At 67.2% G+C, this 22049-nt stretch carries 14 protein-coding genes; 3 read left to right on the top strand and 11 right to left on the bottom strand.

Going from position 1 to position 22049, the window contains the following annotated elements:
* Positions 1-21: 21 nt before the first annotated feature.
* The 5 genes from EDF27_RS18605 to EDF27_RS18585 are packed head-to-tail and all read right to left on the bottom strand — an operon-like array spanning position 22 to position 9277.
* Positions 22-3639: a glycosyl hydrolase 115 family protein gene (locus EDF27_RS18605; RefSeq protein WP_132050460.1), complete on the bottom strand. Its 3618-nt coding sequence runs from the start codon at positions 3637-3639 to the stop codon at positions 22-24.
* Positions 3636-6152: an alpha-L-rhamnosidase C-terminal domain-containing protein gene (locus EDF27_RS18600; protein WP_132050458.1), complete on the bottom strand. Its 2517-nt coding sequence runs from the start codon at positions 6150-6152 to the stop codon at positions 3636-3638. The genes EDF27_RS18605 and EDF27_RS18600 overlap by 4 nt, the downstream gene beginning before the upstream one ends.
* Positions 6153-6195: 43 nt before the next feature.
* The gene (locus tag EDF27_RS18595; protein WP_132050456.1) at positions 6196-7467 is read right to left on the bottom strand and encodes an ABC transporter substrate-binding protein; all 1272 of its coding nucleotides are present in this window, start codon (positions 7465-7467) and stop codon (positions 6196-6198) included.
* Between the two features lie 44 nt (positions 7468-7511).
* On the bottom strand, positions 7512-8333 hold the full coding sequence (locus EDF27_RS18590; RefSeq protein ID WP_132050454.1) for a carbohydrate ABC transporter permease: 822 nt from the start codon (positions 8331-8333) through the stop codon (positions 7512-7514).
* Positions 8330-9277, bottom strand: coding sequence for a sugar ABC transporter permease (locus tag EDF27_RS18585; RefSeq protein WP_132050452.1), 948 nt, complete (start codon positions 9275-9277; stop codon positions 8330-8332). Before EDF27_RS18585 ends, EDF27_RS18590 begins: the two co-directional genes overlap by 4 nt.
* 191 nt (positions 9278-9468) lie before the next feature.
* Here EDF27_RS18585 and EDF27_RS18580 point away from each other — a divergent pair, with 191 nt between their 5' ends.
* A complete protein-coding gene (locus tag EDF27_RS18580; protein ID WP_165931568.1) occupies positions 9469-10497 on the top strand; it encodes a LacI family DNA-binding transcriptional regulator in 1029 nt (342 codons plus the stop codon).
* A gap of 253 nt (positions 10498-10750) precedes the next feature.
* Here EDF27_RS18580 and EDF27_RS18575 read toward each other — a convergent pair whose 3' ends face one another.
* The 5 genes from EDF27_RS18575 to EDF27_RS18555 form a co-directional block, all read right to left on the bottom strand.
* The gene (locus EDF27_RS18575) at positions 10751-11023 is read right to left on the bottom strand and encodes a hypothetical protein (protein WP_132050450.1); all 273 of its coding nucleotides are present in this window, start codon (positions 11021-11023) and stop codon (positions 10751-10753) included.
* A 515-nt stretch (positions 11024-11538) separates the two neighbouring features.
* On the bottom strand, positions 11539-13878 hold the full coding sequence (locus tag EDF27_RS18570) for an arylsulfatase (protein WP_279433197.1): 2340 nt from the start codon (positions 13876-13878) through the stop codon (positions 11539-11541).
* 163 nt (positions 13879-14041) lie between these two features.
* Entirely contained in the window at positions 14042-15214 is a 1173-nt protein-coding gene (locus tag EDF27_RS18565) for a hypothetical protein (RefSeq protein ID WP_132050446.1), read from the bottom strand.
* A 198-nt stretch (positions 15215-15412) separates the two neighbouring features.
* Entirely contained in the window at positions 15413-17167 is a 1755-nt protein-coding gene (locus EDF27_RS18560) for a glycoside hydrolase family 3 N-terminal domain-containing protein (protein ID WP_132050444.1), read from the bottom strand.
* 77 nt (positions 17168-17244) lie between these two features.
* Positions 17245-18507, bottom strand: coding sequence for an MFS transporter (locus tag EDF27_RS18555; protein ID WP_132050442.1), 1263 nt, complete (start codon positions 18505-18507; stop codon positions 17245-17247).
* 127 nt (positions 18508-18634) lie between these two features.
* Here EDF27_RS18555 and EDF27_RS18550 point away from each other — a divergent pair, with 127 nt between their 5' ends.
* Entirely contained in the window at positions 18635-19663 is a 1029-nt protein-coding gene (locus EDF27_RS18550) for a LacI family DNA-binding transcriptional regulator (protein ID WP_243698425.1), read from the top strand.
* A 783-nt stretch (positions 19664-20446) separates the two neighbouring features.
* On the opposite strand, the gene EDF27_RS18545 is transcribed toward EDF27_RS18550, so the two are convergent.
* On the bottom strand, positions 20447-21016 hold the full coding sequence (locus EDF27_RS18545) for a hypothetical protein (RefSeq protein WP_132050438.1): 570 nt from the start codon (positions 21014-21016) through the stop codon (positions 20447-20449).
* Between the two features lie 169 nt (positions 21017-21185).
* Between EDF27_RS18545 and EDF27_RS18540 the strand changes: the two genes are divergently transcribed.
* Positions 21186-22046, top strand: coding sequence for a hypothetical protein (locus tag EDF27_RS18540; protein ID WP_132050436.1), 861 nt, complete (start codon positions 21186-21188; stop codon positions 22044-22046).
* The last annotated feature ends 3 nt before the right edge of the window (positions 22047-22049 follow it).

Genomic DNA, 22049 nt, shown 5'->3' with positions numbered 1-22049 from the left:
ACGCGGGGTTCGGATGGTCGGTCAGGTCGACGGCCAGGCACGATCAGCCGGCGTCGGACGGTCGTCGGTGGTCAGGAGGAGCCGGTCGACCCGGAGGCCGCCCTTGCGCGCGAGGACCGACACCGTGTGGCGGCCGGCGGAGAGCGTGAGGTCGGTGATCTCCACCCACACCCACGTCCCGGCGATGCCGAACGCGAACATGTCGCCACCGCTGAATTGGTCGGACACCGGGAGTGGCGTCCCATCCACCGCGAGGTGGAATGAGTCGTCAGTGTCGGCGTCGAACGCCACCAGCGCCCAGGTGCGGAACCGGCCGTCGTGCTCGACCACCACGTCGACGTGGATCCCCGGTGCCGTCGAGGGGTCGTCCCACCGGCGGCCGGGCGCGTCAACGTGCAGCGCGAGGCGGGCGGGGCCGCCCGGGCGCGCCTGCGTGACGGTCCAGCGAGCGCCACCGTCGAGCTCCGGGGTGGTCCACGCGGCGCTGGACCGGCCCAGTGCCCAGGCGAGGTCGATGGCGATTTCCCCGTCGGTCTCGCGAACGGGCCCGGTGGGGAGCGACGCGAGACGGTCGATCGCACGGCCGTCCTCGTCGAACGCCGACGGCGCGAAGCGCCCCTGCCCCCGCGTGGTTACGTTCCGCGTGAAGGTGGTCTCAGCCGACCAGTACGACCGCGGGACGTGCACGAGTGTTGGTCCCGGGACGTTGTCCGCACAAAGCAGGCCCGCTCGGACCCCCACCCGCTCAGCCACCCGGGGGTCGAACTCGTCGGGAGCGGGGTCCGCGGGGACGGAGACGGCGGTCCGCGTGGGTGACGTGGGAGCCCCGAGCGCGGGCCGCGGGCGGTTGTCGGTGGAGACGACGAGACGCGCGAACACGAAGCCCGGGTCGATCGCGTGCACCAGCAGGACGTGATCCCCCGCAGACAGGAACGGGAGCCGAAGGGACAGGCGCTCCACCTGCTCGACGACCATCGTCTCCCAGGTACCCCGGTACTCGTCGGTGGTCGGCGACTCGATCACCATGATGGGACGGTCGTCCACCTGCACACCCACACGGATGCGGCCGGTCGCCTCCAGGCTCGGGAGCCGATGGAGGTCGAGCCGGTGGGCTCCCGCCGTCGTCAGGACGAACCGGTACAGCGCCGGTTGCCCAGCGTTCAGCACGGAGCCGGCAGCGGTGGCCTCGAGCGGGTCGCCTCCGGCCAGACCGGGGCGGGTGAGCGCACGCCAACCGGGTCCGATCTGTGCGGCCGCGGCGGGGATCGACACGACACCGTCCGTCTCGATGTGCACCCCGTCGTCGAGTGCCGAGCTCTCCGGGTGGACGTCGAGGACCACGTCGACCCGGACCACCGATCCCGAGTCGCGGTCGGTGACCGTGAGCGTTCCGGTGCGCGGACCGTCGGCGTCCGCCGACCGGACGTCGACGGCGATGCGTTGTTCGGTCCGGACACGTCCGGACGACACGGCGACTTCGATCCACGGATCGGCCTCGATCGTGAAGGGGATCTCGCCGCTGCCGGTGGTAAACACCTCGATCCACTTCGGCGAGCGTGCGTGCGACGCGAACCGCAGGGGCTGCGGGCCGGCGCCGGGCTCCTGCCCCCACACGACCACGCCGAGTCCGGGGCCCCCGACGACGAGCGACGGTGTCGCCGGCGGGAACTGGGCGATCGCCGGCGGCGGGAAGTCGTCGGGCGTCATGATGCCCTCCCATTTTCCGTCGGCCGCCGACGCGTTGTACGCCCGGATGGCTCGGCGGCGCAGCAGGTCGAACCGGTTCGCCTGGTCGACGGCGTGGTCGGCGGCCTGCGCCTTCCCCTGGGCGGATGCTGCCGTGCTGCGGTCGGCGAAGTAGTGCTGCGCGCTGGTGAGGTAGGTCGCCGCCACCCGAATGCCGATCAGCTGGAGGAAGGAGCCCCGCTCGGCGGCGGGCAGGTCCGCCATCGTCGCGCAAGCGGTCGTATACGCATCATGGAGGACACGGAGCCGGCGTGCTGCCTCGTCACCGTGGCAAGTCTGCGAGAACGCCCGGCTCGCCAGGTGTTCGACCCGCCGGACGTGGCTCGCCTCCGCCCAGGTCTCGAGCACCGGTGCCAAACGAGTCCCGAGTCCGCCGGTGAAGGTGCCGTCGATCCACGTCGCGAGATACTCCGTCGTATCCGCGGTCGACGTCTCGCGACCGGCCTCCCAGGCGCTGCGGAGGAAAAACTCGGCGTCCAGTTCGAGCGGCTTAAGCGAACCGACGTTGTTGACCCACAGCGTGCGGATTCCCCGGTCCCACGCCTTGCGCAGCTCGTGCCGCATCTGCGCCAGGGGCTGCGAGGAGATCCAGAGGTAGCTCCGCGACGGCGGCGACCAGTACGAGGAATGGAAGTAGAGACCGTGACCGCCCGGGCGGCGCAGTTCGTCCGCGTCCGGGAACCGTCTAATGTGCCCGAAGCTGTCGTCGGACCAGATGATCGTCACGTCCTCCGGCACCTCAAGGCCGGCGTCGTACAGGTCGAGGACCTCCTTGTACGGCACGAAGGTCTGCACCGGTCGCGCGCCCTCCGGCAGGCTCTCGGTCAGGAGCCGTCGCTGATCGCGGATGACGGTGCTCAGGAGGTCAACACGGGCGCGGGCACGCTCGTTGTCGGTGAGGTCCGCCTCGTCGATGGCGCGGGTGGCGAACCCGGAGTCGTGGACGCCACGCATACCCAGTGTCCAGGTGACGTCATGGCCACGGTTCTGCTCCACGCTCCCACGCCAGTACTCCTGCAGCGCGGATCGGTTGCCGTCGGGGATCGAGTAGTCGTACTCCACGGATGTTCGGTCGTTCGTCTCCTGCCACGCCTCCCACTCGTGCTGGTTGCTCCGGAGGAGCATGTCGCAGTGGCTGGTGCCGACGACGATCCCCATCGCGTCGGCGAGGTGACCGTTGCGAGCGTCGGCGTTGAAGGCGTTGACGTGCATCGCGGGCCAGATGTAGTTCGCGCGCAGCCGCAGCAGCAACTCGAAGACACGCTCGTAGGTCTCCGGTCCGATGGTGCCGTCTGCTGTGTGCGCCCGGGCCCAAGCATCGAGTTCCTCTTCGTCGTTGAGGAAGAGACCGCGGTACCGCACGGAGGGGTGGTCGGCGACGAGAGAGCCGACCGCGACCGTCACGTGGTCGCGTCGCCGGTCGGGGACGTCCGCCCACCAGTGCCACGGTGAGACCCCGGCCGCCTCGGCGAGAGCGTAGACGCCGTAGATCGTGCCACGTCGGTCCGTCCCGATGATCCAGAGGCGACCGGCTACCTCGCGCAGGACGTACCCTTCCCAGTGGAGTACCCCGGAGTTGTCGACGAGTCCGTCGAGGGTCAAGTCGCCGGAGGCCAGTGCCCGGTCGATGATCGCGCTCGACCCGACCGTTCCGACGATGATCTGGGCGTCGTCGGTGTCCGTCGAGGCGACGGTGTCCCCACCGGTGACGGAGCGGAGGTCGGCGTGCAGATCGCCGACCGCGCGGAGGACGGCGCGGTCTTCGGTGTCTGCGACCGCGATGGCGGTGATCGTACCGCGCTCCGCGATGGTCGCTCCCCCGTGCCGGTCCGCGAGGAGCGTCAGCACGGTGCTTGTTTCCGCCCGGGTCGGTGTGGTCCGCTGGTCGGTCATCGGATCGTCACGCGGTGGGAACCGGCGCGGAGGTGGATCTCTCCGTCGTCGGCGGAGACTCCGGTGTTCGAGGTATCCGATTCGTTGGCGCCGGAGAGGCTTGCGAAGCGTCCTCGATGTGGCGTGGGGACTACAACCGTCCCGTCGGTCGGGGCGGTGACGGTCATGACAAGGCCGTCGCCGTCTCGCTCCCACGCCGCCTCAATCGGCCCGTGCGGGGTCGGTACGCTCCCCTCGGCCCAGTCGAGGTCCCCGGGCTGAGGTGCGAACCGCCACCGGGCGAAGCCTGGAGCGGTCGGGCTGATGCCGAGCACGTGCGCCGTCAGGGCGGCGGTCGCTCCAGCGCCCCATCCGTGGGCGAGGCTGGTCTTCGCGCCGAACCCGGGCGATCCGTCCGGGGCGATGAGCTCCCAGGTCGTCCCGACCGCGTGTACGTCGGCGGTAACCATGTGTCCCCACAGCCGCCGGAGGAGCGCGAACGCGTCTTCGGTTGCTCCCACCTGGAAGAGGGCGCGGAGGTGCGAGTCCGCCACGTACGGGCTGACCGCGTGGCGGAACCCGGTGTCGGCGGAGAACGGAGACGGACCGTACGGCGTCTGGGGCAACGCGGACGCGAGCGCGGTGAGCACGGCAGTGCCGTCGCCGTCCGGGACCACTCCCGTCGCGACGGCGAGCGCGGTCCCGTCCTGTGCGACGCTGTCCGGCAGGACGTCGGAGAGCCGGTAGCGGTTCCGCTCGGCGTCGTACAGGTGTTCGTTGATCGCGGTGCGGAGCGCGGCCGCCTCGGCGCGGAGTCGCGTGGCTTCCGTCGTCTCGCCGATCGCGTCAGCGAGGTCCGCCGCGTTCTGAAGCGTGGCGTGGAACGCGGCGTTGTACGCGGTCACGGCTCCGATCTTCGGGCCGTCGTACCAGTCCCAATCGAGGCCGTTCACCTCGTCGGTGACAATCAGCCCGCGGTCGTCGAGGAGCGTGCGGTCGAAGTCGAGCTCGCGGAGGACGCTCGGCCACTGCGCCTCGGCGAAGGCCCGGTCGCCGGTGTACCGGTGGTACAGCGCGATGTTCGTGACCTGGTGCATCGAGTAGACGGCCGAGTACGTCTGTCCGGCGCGGGGCGCCTCGGCGACGGGCATGATCGGGGGGACCCGGGCGGCCGACTGTCCGGAGGCCTCCTGGTAGCCGTTGAGGTACTCGAGCGATCCGCGGACGTACGGCTCCGCCGCCGTTGTGGCGAACACGGTCGGGATCTGCACGATGAGGTCACCGCTCCAGACCGTCCGGTCCCGCTTCCCGCCGTCGAGAATGAGCGGCAGCGGATCCGGGTGACCGATCGCAGGGCCCACGAACGCGCCGAGGTCCTCGGCGTCGTCGAGGTCGAGGTCGACGGAACGGTCTCCAGACGGTCCGTCGCCGCTTACGTGCAGATGGCGGAAGCGAGCCCGATCGAGCCATGCCACCCGGAAGCCCACGGTGCCCGTGGCGTACTGCGGAGCGTCCGCCACCTCGGCGAGGTCGATCTCGATCGGTACGGCACCGCCGACGGACACGCGGACGACCGAGCCGGCGAGCTCGGTGCGGACGGGGAGCCAGTCGGAGGTCGTGCCCACGGACTCGATCCGCGTGGTGGTAATCGGGAACAGCCGACGGTCGAGGTCCTGCGCACGATCGTTGATGCTGTCGTCGAAGTGCCAGATGCGCACGAGCACGTCCGCCCGTCGGTCCGGATCGACCTCAGCAGTGAGGAGGTAGCCCGCCGTGCCCGACGGCGTCGCCCGGACGATCCAGCCGGCAGCCCCGGAGAGGAGGTGGACGTCGAACTCGACGGTGCCGTCGGCGAGGTCGACGCCGTCGAGGACGGCCAGGGTCCCGCCGTCCGCGTCGAGCGCTCCATCGTGCACGATCCACGGCTCCGGCAGCGTTGCGGGCGGCAGGGAGTTGATTTGCACCGTGTACGACCCCTCAAACCAGATCCGGTTGAAGAGTTCCGAGCTGGACAGGAACCAGCCAGGGTGCTCCTCCGGTCCAGGTCGGAAGGCGCTGAACTGCGTCCATAGCGCACGGATCGTGACCGTGCCCGGCGTGGTGAGGGCGATCCGTTGATAACGCTGCCCGCCCTGGATGCGTCCCGTGCTAGTGGTTCCGGGGCCGTTGACGACGAGTTCCTCCCACCGGTGCCGATTGCCGCTCTCGTTGTGGCTGCCCTCGAGATCGCCGTCGGGGCCGGTCCACGCCGCGCTCTCGCTGAAACTGACCAGGAGCTGCGCGCCGGGTGTCCCGTCGAGGTCGTACCACGGCACCCCCGCGATGTTCCGGCCGTGGTCGAGGACCACGACCGCGTCTGGACCGTCCGTTCCACGCGTCAGCGTGATGGGTCCGGACGCGTCGCGGACGTCGACGTCGCCCGAGGTTTGCAGCACCCCGGTGGGGACGACCCGGTCGCTGTCAGGTCCGAGGAGGTGGTGCCGCCATTGGCCACGGAGAGGTCGGGGCGGGGCGGTCAGCTGCGGCTTGGTCATGCTCGGCTTTCGGATCGTGGTGTGCGGGTCGCGTCGGCGGCGGTCAGCTGCCCTGGGTGTACAGGTCGTCGAGCTTCGCGAGCATGTCTTTCACCGTGCCGGTGCCGCTGAAGAGCGCCTGGATGCCAGTCGGCAGTTCTGCGCCGAGTGCTGCGGTCGGCCAGTTGCGGTCGGGCCAGGTGGTGGTCTTGTCCTCGGTTACGAACTGCTGGACGACTTTGTTGACCTGCGAGTCCTGCTTGGTCGTTCCGGGCATCGCCGCCGCGTCCCCCCAGGTGTTGGAGAATCCGATCTGCGCCTTCGGTGTGGCGAGGTAGGTGAGGAACTTCTCGGCCAGGGCCTTGTTGTTGGTCTTCGCGTTGATACCGAAGCCCAGGCTCGAGGTGCCGAGGTAGGTGTCGGAGGGCGTGTTCGTCGCCGGGAAGGCGGCGTAGTCAAGGGTGAGGTCTGAGGGGCCTCCCGCCTTGATTGCTGCGGTTTCGCTGGAGACGGTCACGGTCGCGAGGGTGGTGCCCTTCCGGATTGCGTCCTGCACGGACGAGTACGGCGTGCCATTCGGCGAGGAGTTGAAGCAGCCCGCCTGCTCCATCTGCATGTACATGTTCAGCGCTTTCTTCCACGCGGAGTCGCTGAACGTGGCCTTGCCCGCGTCCTGCTTCGCGGTGAAGTCGGGATCGGGTCCGTAGACGAGCGATGCTGTGAGGGCGTAGGGGATGAGCTGGTCGGTCCAGGTATCGGACAGGCCGAGGCCGTACGCCACGTTCCCCTTCGCCTTCGCGCCGCGGCAGAAGTCAAGGACGCCGTCCCAGGTCGTGGGCACGGTGAGGCCGGCTGCCTCGACGGCGCCGTGGTTGTAGACGCCACCGATCGACGACAGGGTCACCGGGACAGCCATGAGCTGTCCCTTGCTGTTGGACAGCTGCTCCTTTTGGGTGTCGGAGACGTCTTTCGCCCAGCTCTGGTCGTTGAGGTTCGCGTAGTAGCCCTTGTCGCCGGCGCCGCGGGCGCTGATGTTGTTGCCGCCGCCTGCGGGTACGGCGAGCAGGTCGGGGGCGTTCCCGGCGGTGAGCTGTGCGCCGATTACGGTCCGGTAGTTCTGCGAGTAGTCCTTGACGACCACATTCACGCCGGGGTTTGCCTTCTCGAAGGCGCCCTTCACGGCGTTGATGGCCTTGTTCTGACCGTTGGTGGCGACGGTGAGCGTGTTCGAGTCCGCGGCGCTCGAACCGCTGGAGCAGCCGGTCAGGCCGAGGGCGACGAGTGCGGTTGCCATAGAGATCGCGGCGATCCCCCGGATGGTTGTCTTCGTTGACATGGTCGTGCCTTTCGGGATGGGTAGTGCGTCTGCGGTGCGGGCGTTCAGCCCTTGAGGCCTGATGCGAAGCCGCGCATGATGAAGCGCTGCATCAGGAAGTAGGCGATCAAGATCGGGATGACCGAGACGATCAGGGCCGAGAACACGAGCGGCCAGTTGGAGCTGAACTCGCCGACGAACGTGTAGACCGCGAGCGGCGCGGTGCGGCTGCTCCCGCCGGTCAGGTAGAGGAGCGGGTGGAGGAAGTCGTTCCAGATGGAGAGGGACGACAAGATGCCGACGGTCCCGGTGACGGGACGGACGAGCGGGAACACGACCGACCAGAACATCCGCCAGGGTGAGGCGCCGTCGATGGTCGCTGCTTCTTCGTAGTCCGGCGCGAGTTCACGGAGGAATGCCGTGTAGAGGAAGATCGCGAACGGCAGGCTGGCCGCCGTGTCGATCAGGATTACCGCGACGGGGTTACCGACGAGGCCGAGCTTGCTGAACGTCAGGTACAGCGGCACGAGTGCGAGCTGCCCGGGGAACAGGAACCCTGTGAGGAAGAGGTAGAACATCCCCTTGGACCACCGTTCGGTGCGGCGCGCGAGGGTGTACCCGGCCGTCGCGGAGACCAGGATCACGAGGGCTACCGAGACGCCCGTGATGACGAGGCTCGTGACGAGCGCGGGCCCCATCTGCGATTGGGTGAACGCCGTGGCGAGGTTGGAGAACTCCAACGGCCAGGTGAACCCGAGGAAGCCGGTCGTGCCGTTTGGGTCGCGGAGCGCGACGGAAACGAGCACGAGGAACGGGATCATGAAGAGGGCTGCGACCGCGATGAGCACGATCTCGATGACGAGCGACCGTCCGGTGTAGCGGTTCATGCGTCGTCCTTCCGCTGGGTGAGGCGGTACTGGAAGAACCCGATGACGCCGACGATGATCGTCAAGACGACGCCCTGGGCGAGGGCGATTGGGTACTGCTGGAACTGGAACGCGGTCTGGTACACGATCGTCGCCATCGTGTCGCTGGCGCCGGACGGACCCCCGGCGGTCATCGAGAACACCGTGTCGAACTGTTTGAGGTTGCCGATCACCGTCAGCAGGACGTTGATGACGATCGAGCCGCGAATGAGCGGGAGGGTGATCGACGAGAACCGGCGGAAGGACCCGGCACCGTCGAGCGCCGACGCCTCGATCAGTTCTTCGGGCACGCCCTGAAGACCGGCCATGTAGATGACCATCGAGTAGCCGGCACCCTGCCAGATGATCGCGGCACACACCGAGTACAGAGCGAGGTGCGGGTTACCGAGCCAGTCCTGCTGGAGGTTGCCGAGTCCGAGCGCCGACAGCGTCGAGTTCAGCGAGCCCTCCGGCGTGAGCAGGTACTTCCAGAGGTAGCCGCAGACGATGGGGGTCAGGACCACCGGGAAGAAGAACACGAGCCGCAGCACGTACTTGCTCTTGACGTTCGAGTTGACGCCGAGTGCGAGTAAGAGCCCGATGACGTTCTGCGCGACGGTCACGACGGCGGTGAGGACGAACGTGTTGATGATCGCCCGCGCCGAGTTGCCGGTCGAGAAGAGCTGGGTGAAGTTCTGCAGACCGACGAAGTCCGCGATGGCGCTGAAGCCGTCCCAGTTCGTGAATGAGTAGCCGAAGCCCTGCAGGTTGGGGTAGATCACGACCGCAACGAACACCGCGAGTGCTGGGACTGCGAACCAGAGCGGCGGCTTCACCTTCAACCGCGAACCGCCGGTACGTCGCGGCGCAGGCGCTGCAACGACCGAGGTGCCGGCGATGGGCGACGCATCCTGTTGCACGGTCATGCGACCGGCTTCCTTCGTGCGTTTAGTGCAGCCATAGCACTCATCTCCCTTGATGACGGCGATCGGACCGGAGTCCAAGTGATCGATCACTCGCAAGTGATCGATCACTATGATGGGTGATCGATCACTTTTGTGCAAGAGTGGATCTTGCAGGGACGCATCGGACGTCCAGAGAGCGAGCGGCACGCGCCATGAACACCACCCCGTCGCCCGCCAAGCGGGCGACCATCTGGGAGGTCGCAGCGCGTGCGGGCGTCTCCGGGCAGACGGTGTCGCGGTATCTCCGGCACGACGGCCAGGGCATGCGCGAGCTCACTCGGTCCAGGATTGAGGCCGCGATTGCGGAACTTGACTACCAGCCGAACCTCGCTGCGCGGGCGATGCGCACCCGGCGGACCGGCCGTGTCGCCGTTCTACTGCCGAATGGAGAGGCGACGAGCGCAATGCGAATGTTGCTCGGGGCGAGCGAAGCCGCGCGGGCGGAGGGACGACAGGCGGACGCTGTGACCATGGACGGCACCGCCGAGGAGCGCGCCACTCGCGCGCGCGAACTCGCGGAGTCCGGGCTGTTCGAGGGCATGCTGATTTTGACAGCTCTGCCCCCAGGAAGTGTGCCAACGACGCCAGGGATTCCGACCGTCGTATCCCCCGACTACGACGACGAACTCCACACTATTGGCGAACTCGCGGATGCCGCACCGATTGGGGCGCTCGTTGAGGGGCTCGCAGCCCTCGGCCACAGAGATTTCGTGCACATCGCAGGCGACCGACGGTACGCGGCTGCTCGCGATCGCGAACGCGTTTACCTTGAGTCCGTCCGTCGGCTGGGCCTGACCTCTCACGAGGTGTTGGGGGGTTTGGACTGGGATCCCGAGACCGGACGCCGTGCCGTGCTCGCCCTCGACGAAGACTCCCCAGTGACCGCAGTGGTCGCCGCTAACGATCTGATGGCCGCCGGTGCGGTTCACGGTGCGGTCGAACGCGGGTGGTCGATTCCCGGCCGGCTCAGCGTCACTGGATGGGACAATAACCCGCTTGGGGCATGGCTGTCGCCGGCGCTGACCACGGTCGATGTCGACTACGAATCCCTCGGGCAGCGTGCCATGGGTCGGTTACTCGACGCACTCCGCGGTGCCGCGCCGACAGCGCTGGACGGCACGGTCGCCGCTCCTGTCTGGCGCGACACCACCGGGCCGGCAGTAGGTCGAACGGACCACTGACGGTCACAGCCCCCATGGGTCATCGAACACCGCTGTTGATGACCTCCGACATCGCCCGCAGCGAAGTGATGCCTACGGATCCGGCTCGGCTTGAACGGGCAGCTACCCTCGCCACGCTGCGGGCTAGGACGCATCCTTACCGGGTAGATGCGCCTTGGGCGGGTTCCCGTGGGTGCTACCGCCCCTCAGCGCCCGGTCATTGTCTCGATGGACGATCGTCAACCGAACGATGTGCAGGGCCGGAGGTGCCCCGCTACGTCGTGAGGATCCAGAGGAATCCGAGTACGGCGAGGACCACACCCCCGATACAGCCGGCGACCCCGATGAGAGTGGCGATCTGAGCGAACGTGCGAGCAGCCCCTTCGGCGTAGAACCGGTCCTGAGCCGCGGAGGCCAGGAGCGTGGCCGCGACGGCGACCGGCAGCGAGGTGATCCACGTGAGGCTCAGAAGCGCAGTGGCACCCACGACTTCCGGGGCTCGGGCTCGAAGCACCCCTCGGCCGTCTGCCGGGAACGCGGCGTCCATTCGGGCAAAGTGCAGGTATACGACCACACACAAGAGAGCACACGCAGCCAAGAGCACGAGAGCAGCGCCCGGCAGGGCCCAAACGATCACTCGTTCCCGCATCCCACCCCTCACGCCTTCAGCCTGCCAGACCGGTTAGGGCGAATCATGGCAGAGAGGGCGAGGAGCTGCGTGCCGAATGCGTCCGGTAATCGACCGGCTATCGGACGCGTTCCGTGGCGGACGAACCATTACGACGCGCGACAGCTAGGTTGCCGGTATGAGTCGACCGAATGCGCTATGGCTGGTGTTCCTGTTGCTCGGGCTCGTGTTCGGGGCAGTCTCAGTCGTGCTCCTCGCGAGCAGCACCCCTGGGGTGTTCGGGTGGATCACTCTCGGCTGCGCCTTGGTCATCCTGGTGAGCGCCTCAGTCGGGTACCGACGTTCTCGCCTTCGACCCTGATCGTTAGCCGATCCTCCAGCGGACAAGCATCTGGAGGGATCGTGCTCAGCAACCTTCTGAGTGGCACTGGCTGTCACTGCCGGGTGGTGATGATGCGCATGCGTTCTTCCGGGCTGATCAGGTGGTCGGCGTCGTTGGCGTCGTCGCCGAGGTCGATCTGGACGCGGTCGATGCTCCCGGTGAACACGCTCCCGCGGCTGTCGTAGTCGTCGCTGACCGGTGTGCCGGTGTCGGATCCGACGTCCATCGTCTCGTCGCCGGAGAACGCCAGCGGCACCGTGGCGTCGATGCGGCCCGAGGCGATCTGCGCGCCGTCGAGGTACAGGTCGACGGTCGCGCCCTTGCCGAGCCCACCGCCGTCGTAGGTGAACTCAACGCGAACTTGGTGCGGTCCCGGGCTGACGGTGGTGTCGGAGCGGACGGTGGTGCGCTGCATGCCGAACAGGTTGTAGCAGTACGCGGGACGACCGTCGTGGAAGTACATGCTCCACCCGCCGAACGCACCACCCTGGGCGATCACGACTCCCTCTGCACCCGTCGCCGGCACGATTACATCGGCGGTGACCGCGTGGGACTTGTTCTTGACGTTCAGCACGACGTTCTCGGTGAGCCGGCCCATGCCTCCGAAGAGCACCTGCCGGTTGCCGTGGATGAGGGTCGGCCGGCCGGCGAGGTCGGAGTTGAACCGCTCGATGCGTCGGTCGTCGAGGGGGAACACCTTGTACTTCGACGCCTCGAGTAGGAACTTCCGTTGGAGGTGCGCCAACCGTTCGGGATCGGTCGCGGCGAGGTCGTGCGCCTGCGTCCAGTCGTCAGGGCCGTAGAGTTCCCACACGTCGTCGTCGATCGGCGGCAAGGGTTTCCCCTGGTCCCAGGGAACCGAGTGCCGGGTCACCGCGGTCCATCCCTGGTGGTAGATGCCTCGGTTGACGAACATCTCGAAGTACTGCGTCCGGCGCCGCTCCACTGCCTGGTCGTCGTCGAACGTATACGCCATGCTGACGCCCTCATAAGGATGCTGCTGCACGCCGTGCACGAAGGTCGGCTCGGGGATCCCCGCCATCTCGAGGACGGTCGGGGCGACGTCGATGACGTGGTGGAACTGGTGACGGACCTCACCGGCCGCCGCGATGCCGTGCGGCCATCGCACGATGGTGCCGGTCCGCGTCCCGCCCCAGTGCGACGCGACTTGCTTGGTCCACTGGTAGGGGGTGTTCATCGCGTGTGCCCACCCCACCGCGTAGTGGTTGTACGCCGCCGGGGTGCCGAAGTCCTCGATCCGCTCGGCCATGAACTCCGGTGTCTGCATGGCGGTGGCGCCGTTGAGGTTGATCAGCTCGTTGAAGCAGCCGTTCACGTCCCCCTCCGCCGAAGCGCCATTGTCCCCGACGATCACGTACACGAGGGTGTCATCGAGCACGTCGAGCTCCGCAAGGGCGTCGACGAGCCGTCCGACGTGGTGGTCGGTGTGCTCCAGGAAGCCCGCGTAGACCTCCATCTGCCGCGCGAGGACCGGCTTGAGGTCGTCGGGCATCTCGTCCCAGCTCGGGATCTGCTCGTGCCGTGCGGTGAGGTCGGCGGTGCCCGGCACCACTCCGAGTTCCTGCTGCCGGGCGAAGGTGCGTTCCCGGAGCTTGTCCCACCCGTCATCGAACTGACCCCGGTACTTCTCCGACCACTCCTTCGGCACGTGGTGGGGTGCGTGCGTCGCGCCGGGAGCGAAGTACGCGAAGAACGGTTTCGTCGGCATCAACGCCTTCTGCTGCCGCACCCAGTCGATCGCGCGATCGGTGAGGTCCTCGGTGAGGTGGTAGCCCTCTTCGGGTGTCCGGTCCGGCTCGACCGGCGTGGTGTTGTGGTAGAGCGCCGGCGCGTACTGGTTGGTCTCGCCGCCGATGAACCCGTAGAAGTACTCGAAGCCGCCGCCACCCGACGGCCAGCTGTCGAAGGGGCCCATCGGACTCGTCTGCCACACGGGGACCTCATGGCACTTGCCGAACTGTGCGGTCGAGTACCCGTTGAGCTTCAGGGTCTCCGCCAACGGCGCGCAGTCGTTCGGCCGGACCGAACTGTAGCCGGGAGCCGAGGTCGCGATCTCGGTGATCCCGCCCATCCCGACCGTGTGGTGGTTCCGCCCGGACAGCAGCGCCGCCCGCGTCGGCGAGCACAGCGCCGTCGTGTGGAACCGCGTGTACCGGAGACCCTCCGACGCCAGGCGCTCGAACGTCGGGGTGGCGATGGGACCGCCGAACGCGCTCGACGCGCCGAAACCGCAGTCGTCGATCAACACGATGAGCACGTTCGGTGCCCCTTCCGGGGGCAGCAGCGGTTCGATCGGTGGGAACGCGGTATCGGGGTCCTTCGCGTCATACGTCGCCGGAAAGTCCGGTGTGCTCGCGGGAATCGGAAGCACCTGCCGCTGCGGGAATCCAGTCATCGGTAACCTCCATGCTCGATCAAGAGCGGCACGAGCCGACCTACGGCCAGGATGAGGCCGGACCACCAGAGCGGACTCACCCAGTACGGGCGAATCGAGCGCGAGACGCACCCGACGCAGCCGCCCGATAGCCGATCGGCTATTGAGGCACTTGCGTCCGGCGGTCGATGAGCAGGTAGGTGAGCGTTGCGAGGGCCAGAGCGGCCGCGATTGCGAACATCGTGCGGCCGCCGAGGCCGAGGATGGTGCCCGCGATACCGGTGCCGACTGAGGAGCACGCAACCTTGATACCGGCCATGCTGACGAAGATCTGCGCTTCCGCGCCGGGTGGTGAGAACGCTGCCCGAGCGGCGAGGCTCGCAGTGAAGAGAACCCCGGTCGCGACGCCGAGGAGCGCGAAAGCAGCAGCACCGACGGGGACGGAGAAGATCGTCAGTCCGAGCGTGAACCCGACAGCGACGGCGATGACGCCCCAGCGGATGAGCCGGTCTGCCTGCCCGCGGAGCGGTAGGACGATCAGCACCAAGGACACTGCGAGATTCCCCGCACCGTAGGCGGAGGTGAGCACAGCTGACGAGGCGGTGGACGCGTCGAGAGAGTCGACCGTGCCGACAGCGAGAAGCGGGACAGCGCCGAGGGGGACTGCTGTCACGGCGGTGGCGATCGTTGTCCGTCGCAGCCCCGGTAATTGCAGGAGCATCCCGAGAGCAGCGCGCAGTCCTACCGATGCTGTCGCTTCGCCGTCGGCGGGCTGCTGGGTTGCGCGGGGAAGAGCCAGCACGACGAACCCTCCGACGACTGCGGCGCCGGCCGCGGTGAGGACCGCAGCAGCGGGGCCGCTAGCGGTGGCCATGATGGCGATGACGGCGGGGCCCGCCGTGGCGGAGACACCGTAGGTGAAGGCGTCCATCCCCTGTGCACGTCGCCGTGCGAGCTCGTCGGTGCCGACGATCGCCGCGAGCTGACTGCTGAGACCACCGGTGAGGAGGGGCCCGGCCAAGCCCGCGATCAAGAGGCCGCCGGCAGCACCCATGAGCGTGATCGGGAGCAGGAAGATCGCACCTGCGAGGGCGAACCCGTAGACGAGTCCCGCACCGGCGAGGACAAGCTTCTTGGACCTGGCGCGGTCGAGGAGCTGCGCGGCGACCGGCCCCGCGAGGTGGGGCAGGGTGATGCAGGCGGCGAGAAGGCCGGTGGCATCGCCGGCACCAGCCGGACGGGCAGCAAGGACCACACCGATGATCGCGGCCGCATCGGCACCGCGGAGCAGGCAGGCCGCGATGAAGTAGACGACCAACCCCCGTGCTCGCACACCCACCCCTCGTGAGCGTCGACGCTACTGCGCCTCGCCGCGGAGCGCTCAGACGGTCCCGGTAGCCGATCGTTTACCGGACACGCAAGAAGGACTCCAACCCGTGAGAGTTGGAGTCCTTCTTGTTTTGCATGACTCAGCTGTTGCTCGGCAATGGCGCGCCGTCGGTGGGAGCGCGATCGGTGGAGGATCCGTGCTTCAGGCTTCCTGGCGGCTGTCCGCGACTGCGCGTCGCCGAATTCCGCTGCCGGTGCGGAACCGAGGCTCGGAGGTATCGAAGGGAACGTCCTCACGCGACGCTTCGACCGCGGCCATGGTCGATGGGATGTCGAATGGCAGCTGCCCGGTGAGCGCCGACCTGCCCGAGAACGCGTCAAGGACGACGCGGTCGCTAGCGCCGAACTCCCCGATGACTGTGGCGCCGAGGTCGATGAGCGGTCCGACGATCGCTGGCCGTTCGAGGAAGACTGAAACGAACACCGGTGCGTGTTCTGCGTACGCCTGCAAGCGTTCGATGGTTTCCGTCGAGAACGCCAGGGTTCCGCCGTGGAAGTACTCGGCGACGAGCGAGCCTCGGCCTGGTTCGAAGGGTGCGTCGAGTCGCACCACTACCGCGTCTGCCGTGGTCGGGTCGGTCGTCGTGGGGTGACCATCGGAGTCTTCGAAGCCCTCGAGGAAGAGTGTCGCGTCGTTGGACAGGATTCCGGCGGTGTCGGAGAGCAGCACGAGGGAGTCTCGCTGTGCGGTGACGCCTCGTTCGAAGTACACGGGTGCGCCGCAGGTCTCTCGGGCGTGCTCAATGTTGACCTGGCGCTGTTCGAAGAGGCCCAGGCGGAATTTCTCGCGCAGGATGCGCCGGACGGACTCATCGATGCGGGACTCCGGGACGAGCCCGGACTCGACGAGTTCCTCGATGATGGCCGTATTGCGGTCCCCGCCGAACTGGTCGACACCCACGCCGATCGCGATCCGGGCGCGCTCGGCGGGTGTGCGATCTTCCAGGCCCCAGCCGTTGGGTCCGAATAGGTAGTCACCGACCATGTCGCTTTCGAGCAGGTTCCAGTCGGTGACGACGATGCCGTTGAAGCCGAGGCGACGGCGCAGGATGTCCTGCACGACGGGCGCGTTGAACGCGAAGCCGACCTCTTCCCACTCGGTGCCGACGGGCTTGCCGTAGTACGTCATGACCTGGGTCGCCCCGGCCGCGAACGCGCGTTCGAAGGGACGGATGTGGAGTTCCTGCTGACCGCCGGGGTAAACCTGCTCGGGGTATCGGGCGTCGTGTGCGTCGTCGCCGCGCAGTTGCGGGCCACCGCCTGGGAAGTGCTTCACGACGGCTGCTACTGACTGCGATCCGAGTTCAGGTCCGCCGCGGAGGGCTTCGATGAATGCGGCGGTGAGTTCGGCGACGCGTTCGGGGTCTTCACCGAACGTGCCGGCGCCGCGTGACCAGCGGGGTTCGGTGAAGATATCCGCCATCGGGCCGAGGTACACCCGGATCCCCATCGCGAGGAACTCGGCACGGATCGTTTCGCCGTAGGCGCGCACCGCGTCTGTTCCTGGGATGGCCGCGATGCCGGTGGTTTCTGGCCATCGAGACAGACTGCCCAGCGACTGGCCGGTGAAGGGATTACTGCGGAACCCGTGCCGCGGATCGGATGACAGCGTCACCGGGATCCCGAGGCGCGTGCTGGCAGCAAGGTCTTGCAGGGTGTTGTGCCAGGCGGCGACGGTTGCGCTGTCGTCGCCGCCAAAGACGTTGAAGTGGCTGATTTCCCGCGTGACGACGTCGCGCTGAGCTGCGGCCTCGGCGTCGTGTGTCGACAGGTCCGCTCCGGGCGGCTCGGTCGAGGGGTGGAACATCAGGCCAGCTTTCTCGGCGACGCTCATTCGAGGGAGCAGGTCGTCTACGCGGCGCTCGATGGGCTGCGTCGGGTCAAGGTAGCTGAGCACGGGAGGTCCTTTCAGGGCTGCGGGGGTGCTGTGAATGTGTGTTCGGTCGGCTGTGGCCGACGAAAAAGGAAGTGGGTTTAGCGGGTGGATCGAATCCTGAACAGCGGGAGCGTGCCGAGGAGGGCGAGGACGCCGCCGAAGAGGACGAGAGCGACGTAGTTCGATTCCCCTCCGCCGATGGCGAGCACGAGCGGTGCGATGAACGGGATGACGGAGAACGGCAGTGTGATCGCGATGTTGATCACCCCGAGATTGCGTGCCGCGTCGGTGGTCTCCTTCATCGTCTTGATTCCGAACGCGATGTAGGTCCCGAGCAACACGCCCGAACCGACTCCGGACACCAGCGAAGCGCCGACGAGGAACTGCACCGAGCTGGAAGCGGTCGCGATGATGACCATTCCGATGGCGCTGACGACCGCGCCGAACGCGAGTACTGGCTTCCGGCGGCCGAGGCGGTCGCCGACGATGCCGGCGATCGGGCCGGACACGAAGGCGAGGACACCGGGGATCACGTACGAGAGGGTGATGACGTCGTTGAGCTGGCCCTTCGGCACGGCGACCATGTCCTGCAGCAGGTAGACCGTGTACGTCGACACGACGCCCCACGCCCCGAACATGAAGAACAGCGCCAGCAGGAGCCAGGAGAACTCCGGCTCCTTGCGGGGGTTGATGAAGAACGATCCGAAGAGTTCCTTCACGCCGAACGCGGGGAGCGGTTCGGCAGCGGGAGCGTCGTCACGGAACACCGCTACCAGTGCTGCGGCGAGGACCAGGGCTACGGCGACTGGGAGCCCAATTTGCGCAAGGATGCTGGTGGGGAATGCCTGGATGAAGAAGATCCCGACCACCAGTGACGCCGCCGAGGCTGCTCCGGACAGCGATCCGATGATGCCTTGTTGGGACTCGGGGACGCGGTCGGCGACGATCGCGAGGACGGCGGCGATCGCGGCATTCACGAACGCTTGCATCAGCACCCAGCCGACGAGCAGCAATGCGAAGCTGTTCGAGAGCCCGATGACGGCGGCGCCGACGACGGTGCCGAGCATGCCGATGACGATCCAGGGTCGGCGCCGGCCGAACCGGCTCCGTGTGCGGTCGGATAGACGGCCGAAGAACGGGTTCGCGAGTAGCGCCGTCAGAGTTCCGACGCCGGCAGCGATGGAGTAGCTCGTTGCCTTTCCTGCTGGGTCGATCTCGGAGATGCGCAGCGCGAGCGTCACGGAGGCGGGCAGGTTGATCGCCATCCAGATGCCGAACATCGCGAGCGCGTAGATCACGATGAACGCGGCGCCGACCGGCTTGGCGGCAGTGTGGTCCGTGGTGGCCGGTTGCGTGGTCATAGGGCTTCCTCGTCGTTGAGTGTGTTGGCTGGAATCGTTACCGGGAACGTTTCCGGTAACGATTCCGGTAGAGTAACACCGACGGGCAGGCTGTCAACTCGGAGGGGGCAAGACGATGACGAGACGCGTGACGCTGGCGGAAGTGGCGCGCTCGGCGGGCGTTGGCATCGCAACGGTGTCGCGCGCGCTTGGCGGCAACGCGGATGTCAGCGAGGACACTCGGGCGCGGGTTCGTGCAGTCGCCGATGAACTCGGTTACCGACCCTCGGTCGCAGCCAGAGCACTCCGCCGCGGAGGACACCGCGCGTTCAGCGTGATCGTGCCGAATGACCAGTGGGGATGGTGGGAACCCGTCGTCCGTGCTTGCATTACTGCAGCGGGCGAGGCCGGGTACCAGGTGCTCATCCACCCCATCCCCACCTCCAACGAGGGCCTCACTGACGTCATCGAAACCCTGGTTGATGTTCCAACCGAGGGCGTAATCGTCATCAGCGTCCCCGACCAGAAACCCGTCCGGGAAGCGTGCGACCGCATCGGAATCCCAGCCGTCGCCCTCGACGACACGAGCACGACCATCCACATGCCGTGCATCTCGGCCGCAAACCTCGATGGCGCTCACCAAGTGACGCAGCACCTGCTCGACCTCGGCCGCTCCCGGATCGCGTTTCTCGCACCGCGGCTAGCGATCGGCAGGACGGAGGACCCGCTGTTCCTCCGCGACCGTCTCGCGGGCTACCGGCAGGCCCTCGAGGCTTCAGGGATCACGGTCGACCCGAACCTGATCATCGAAACCAATGCGCAGGAATCCGACAGCCGATGCCCTGAGCTCGCCGACCTGTTGGAACAGGACGTCCCGGTTGACGCAGTCTTCTGCGCCTATGACCAGCTCGCCCCGAGCGCCCTTCGAGAGATCGCTCATCACGGCCTCCGCACCCCTGAGGACATCGCCGTAGCCGGTTTCGACGATGAACGCGCAGCGCTGCTCGTCACACCCCAGCTCACGACAGCACGACAGCCGTACGCCGAGATGGGTCGCAAGGCCGCCGAACTACTACTCGACAATCTCGCGGGCGACTCACCCCCGGTCGAACGGTACGAATTCCCGACGAGTCTGGTCGTGCGTGACTCGACCGTTTCCACGCCCGGAGCGTTCTGACCAGAGGCTTTCCACGCTGGAACGGGAGTCTCGATAGCCGGTCGTCCACAGGCACACGGCTGGCGGCGACAACCACGACAACTTGCCCGTGTCCTGCTTGACCTGGGGATTCCCGTATGACTGTCCCGCAAAAATGCCCGGTGAAGGGGCGCTAAACGCAACACCGTTCACGCACCCGCGCAAGGGCGCGGCACTTCCAGTCGGATGACGCCAGCGGGGGCAGATCGCTGCGCGTCCCGCTCGAGCACGACCCCTCAGAACGCCATGTCCACGCGACAACAACCTAGCGCGCACGGCACGCTGCTCCTGACTCGCCGGGAGACGACCCCTGACTGAGGCAGCACCGAGGAACGCGCTCCGGCGACAAGTTGTGCGCGAAGGAGACAAGTTGTGTGCGCGGCGACAACAACCGGGGCTGTTCGAAAGCCCGGCGAACCACGAGAACATGACGTGGAACGCCACCGTGATGGTGTCCGTCCTCATCGAGGAAGACTGCAGCAGCGCCAACGCCAGCGATTCCGCCGCGCCGTCGCCCGGGAAGCCGCTGCCATCTGCGTGCTGACGAGGCACGGGGTGATGAGCGGCGGAGGCTTCGCAGGACGCTGCCGGGCTATCTGTCCCGCTAGCGCTTTGCGCAACACCGCGGTCCGCTTCCTGACAGAACGCGTGAACTACTGACAACAACCCTTGCCGCTCGACACCGGGAGCCGGGAGCCGGGACGAGCTTTCTCGTGCCGTTCCCTTAAGGAAGAGCGCTCGTTCCACCGAGCTGTACGAAGGCCGCTATAGGACACGGTACTTGGCTCGGCGGAGTGCTCGTTCTCGCCTTGTGGAAAGCGCTCCGGTCTTCGCAAGCGCTCGTTGGTGGGCAACCCAACGTGCAATGGAAACTTCGACGGGGTCAGACGAACGGCGACGAGGCGGCCGTTCTTCGTCCTCCCAGAACAGCTGGTGAGCTTCGAGCCATGACTGCCAAGCCGCATCCCGCGGATCCCAGAGAAATCCGGGCAGCGTTTCTAGCCGAACGCGCTGATACTCGGTCATACCCGCTCTCGTCGACGGTCGGCGCTGGTACGCGAGCCGGTCGACCAGGCGCTGCTCTTCCGTTTTCGGTCGTGGACGAATCGCGCTAGCGAACGGCAACCGACCGGTCTTGGCAACAAAATCATCTACATCGTGCACCATCGTCACCCATCGTTCGACGGTGAGTGTGGGCATCGGATCCTCGCCTACGTCGGCGAGGTAGAAGTCGAGGCTCCGGCGTTCATCGCGGGTGAGCTGACTGGCGGGGGTGTTTGCGATCGTTGCCCAGCGCTCGTGGAGACGAAGGAGTCGGGGGTTCTTGGTCGGCATGGCGGTCCTCTCCGAGACCGCAGGTCGGCCTCGGCACCGCTATGCGCGGATCAGCGACGTTGTTGGGAGCCACGCTGTGCGTCGAGCGGGTTGAGGCCAGAAACGGGACGACTTCGAGTCGGCGGATCACTACCGTTTCGACGTCCCCGCTCCACTGAGAGGTTCGCTCGTGCCCTTCCCTTTAAGACCCACCGCCACGTACACGCCGCTGCTCGCGTTGCCGTGGTGGGACACCATCGGTCCGTTCCTCACCTCGCTCGTCGACGACGTCGCGGCCGCTCTCGACGTGAGTCCGCGGAGCCTGTACCCGTTCGTCACACCTTTTGTGCTCTGGTGCTGGCAAACGAAGGGGCTGGATCTCGACCGGGCGAAGATGTTCCGGCGGAGCAGGATCGAGAGCTTCGTCATCAACGGCATGACCGGCATGAGCCGGGGAACGAAGAACACGCTCCGCGGGAAGCTCTTACGAGTCAGCGAAGTCGTCGCACCTGTCATGGAGCCGGCACCGCTCAACGGAATAGGCCGGTCGACGCCGACTCCGCCGTACGACTCTAAGCAGCGCGCGGAGTTGTACTCGTGGTCACGCACCCGCGGAACGTCCGCTGCGCGACGAGATGCTGCGGTGTTGCTTGCGCTCGGGCTCGGTGCTGGCCTTGCGACACGTGAGCTCCTCGACGTGCACCGCAGAGATGTCAGTATGGACGGCGCTTCCGTTCGCGTCCGTGACGCACGTCGTCGCTCCGTGCCGGTCGAAGAAGGATGGCGACCAGTGCTCCGGCAGCAACTCGCCGACTTGGCACCGGATGACTGGGCGTTCCGCCCAGGCCGCTCCGGCACGAGCTCCGGTCAGGTTGCCGACTTCGTTCGCCGTACCGCCACCGACCTCGACATCCGCCCGGCGCGGATGCGCTCGACCTGGCTGTGCTGGCGACTCGAACGCAACACTCCCGTCGACACGCTGCTCGCCGAATCCGGGCTTCACACCTACGCGTCGCTCGACCGTTACCGCGTCTTCCTTCCGCTCCCCTAGCGA

It is taken from the genome of Curtobacterium sp. PhB136 (genome assembly GCF_004346855.1).
Taxonomy (GTDB): Bacteria; Actinomycetota; Actinomycetes; order Actinomycetales; family Microbacteriaceae; genus Curtobacterium.
The sequence above is the reverse complement of the archived record's forward strand: the minus strand, read 5'-3'. Positions and strand labels throughout refer to the sequence as shown.

Excerpts from the sequence above, each read along its gene's own strand:
- EDF27_RS18605 (WP_132050460.1), bottom strand. The coding sequence starts at position 3,639 with ATGACCGACCAGCGGACCACACCGACCCGGGCGGAAACAAGCACCGTG.
- EDF27_RS18580 (WP_165931568.1), top strand. The coding sequence starts at position 9,469 with ATGAACACCACCCCGTCGCCCGCCAAGCGGGCGACCATCTGGGAGGTC.
- EDF27_RS18545 (WP_132050438.1), bottom strand. The coding sequence starts at position 21,016 with ATGCCGACCAAGAACCCCCGACTCCTTCGTCTCCACGAGCGCTGGGCA.
- EDF27_RS18575 (WP_132050450.1), bottom strand. The coding sequence starts at position 11,023 with ATGGACGCCGCGTTCCCGGCAGACGGCCGAGGGGTGCTTCGAGCCCGA.
- EDF27_RS18595 (WP_132050456.1), bottom strand. The coding sequence starts at position 7,467 with ATGTCAACGAAGACAACCATCCGGGGGATCGCCGCGATCTCTATGGCA.
- EDF27_RS18600 (WP_132050458.1), bottom strand. The coding sequence starts at position 6,152 with ATGACCAAGCCGCAGCTGACCGCCCCGCCCCGACCTCTCCGTGGCCAA.
- EDF27_RS18585 (WP_132050452.1), bottom strand. The coding sequence starts at position 9,277 with ATGACCGTGCAACAGGATGCGTCGCCCATCGCCGGCACCTCGGTCGTT.
- EDF27_RS18555 (WP_132050442.1), bottom strand. The coding sequence starts at position 18,507 with ATGACCACGCAACCGGCCACCACGGACCACACTGCCGCCAAGCCGGTC.
- EDF27_RS18590 (WP_132050454.1), bottom strand. The coding sequence starts at position 8,333 with ATGAACCGCTACACCGGACGGTCGCTCGTCATCGAGATCGTGCTCATC.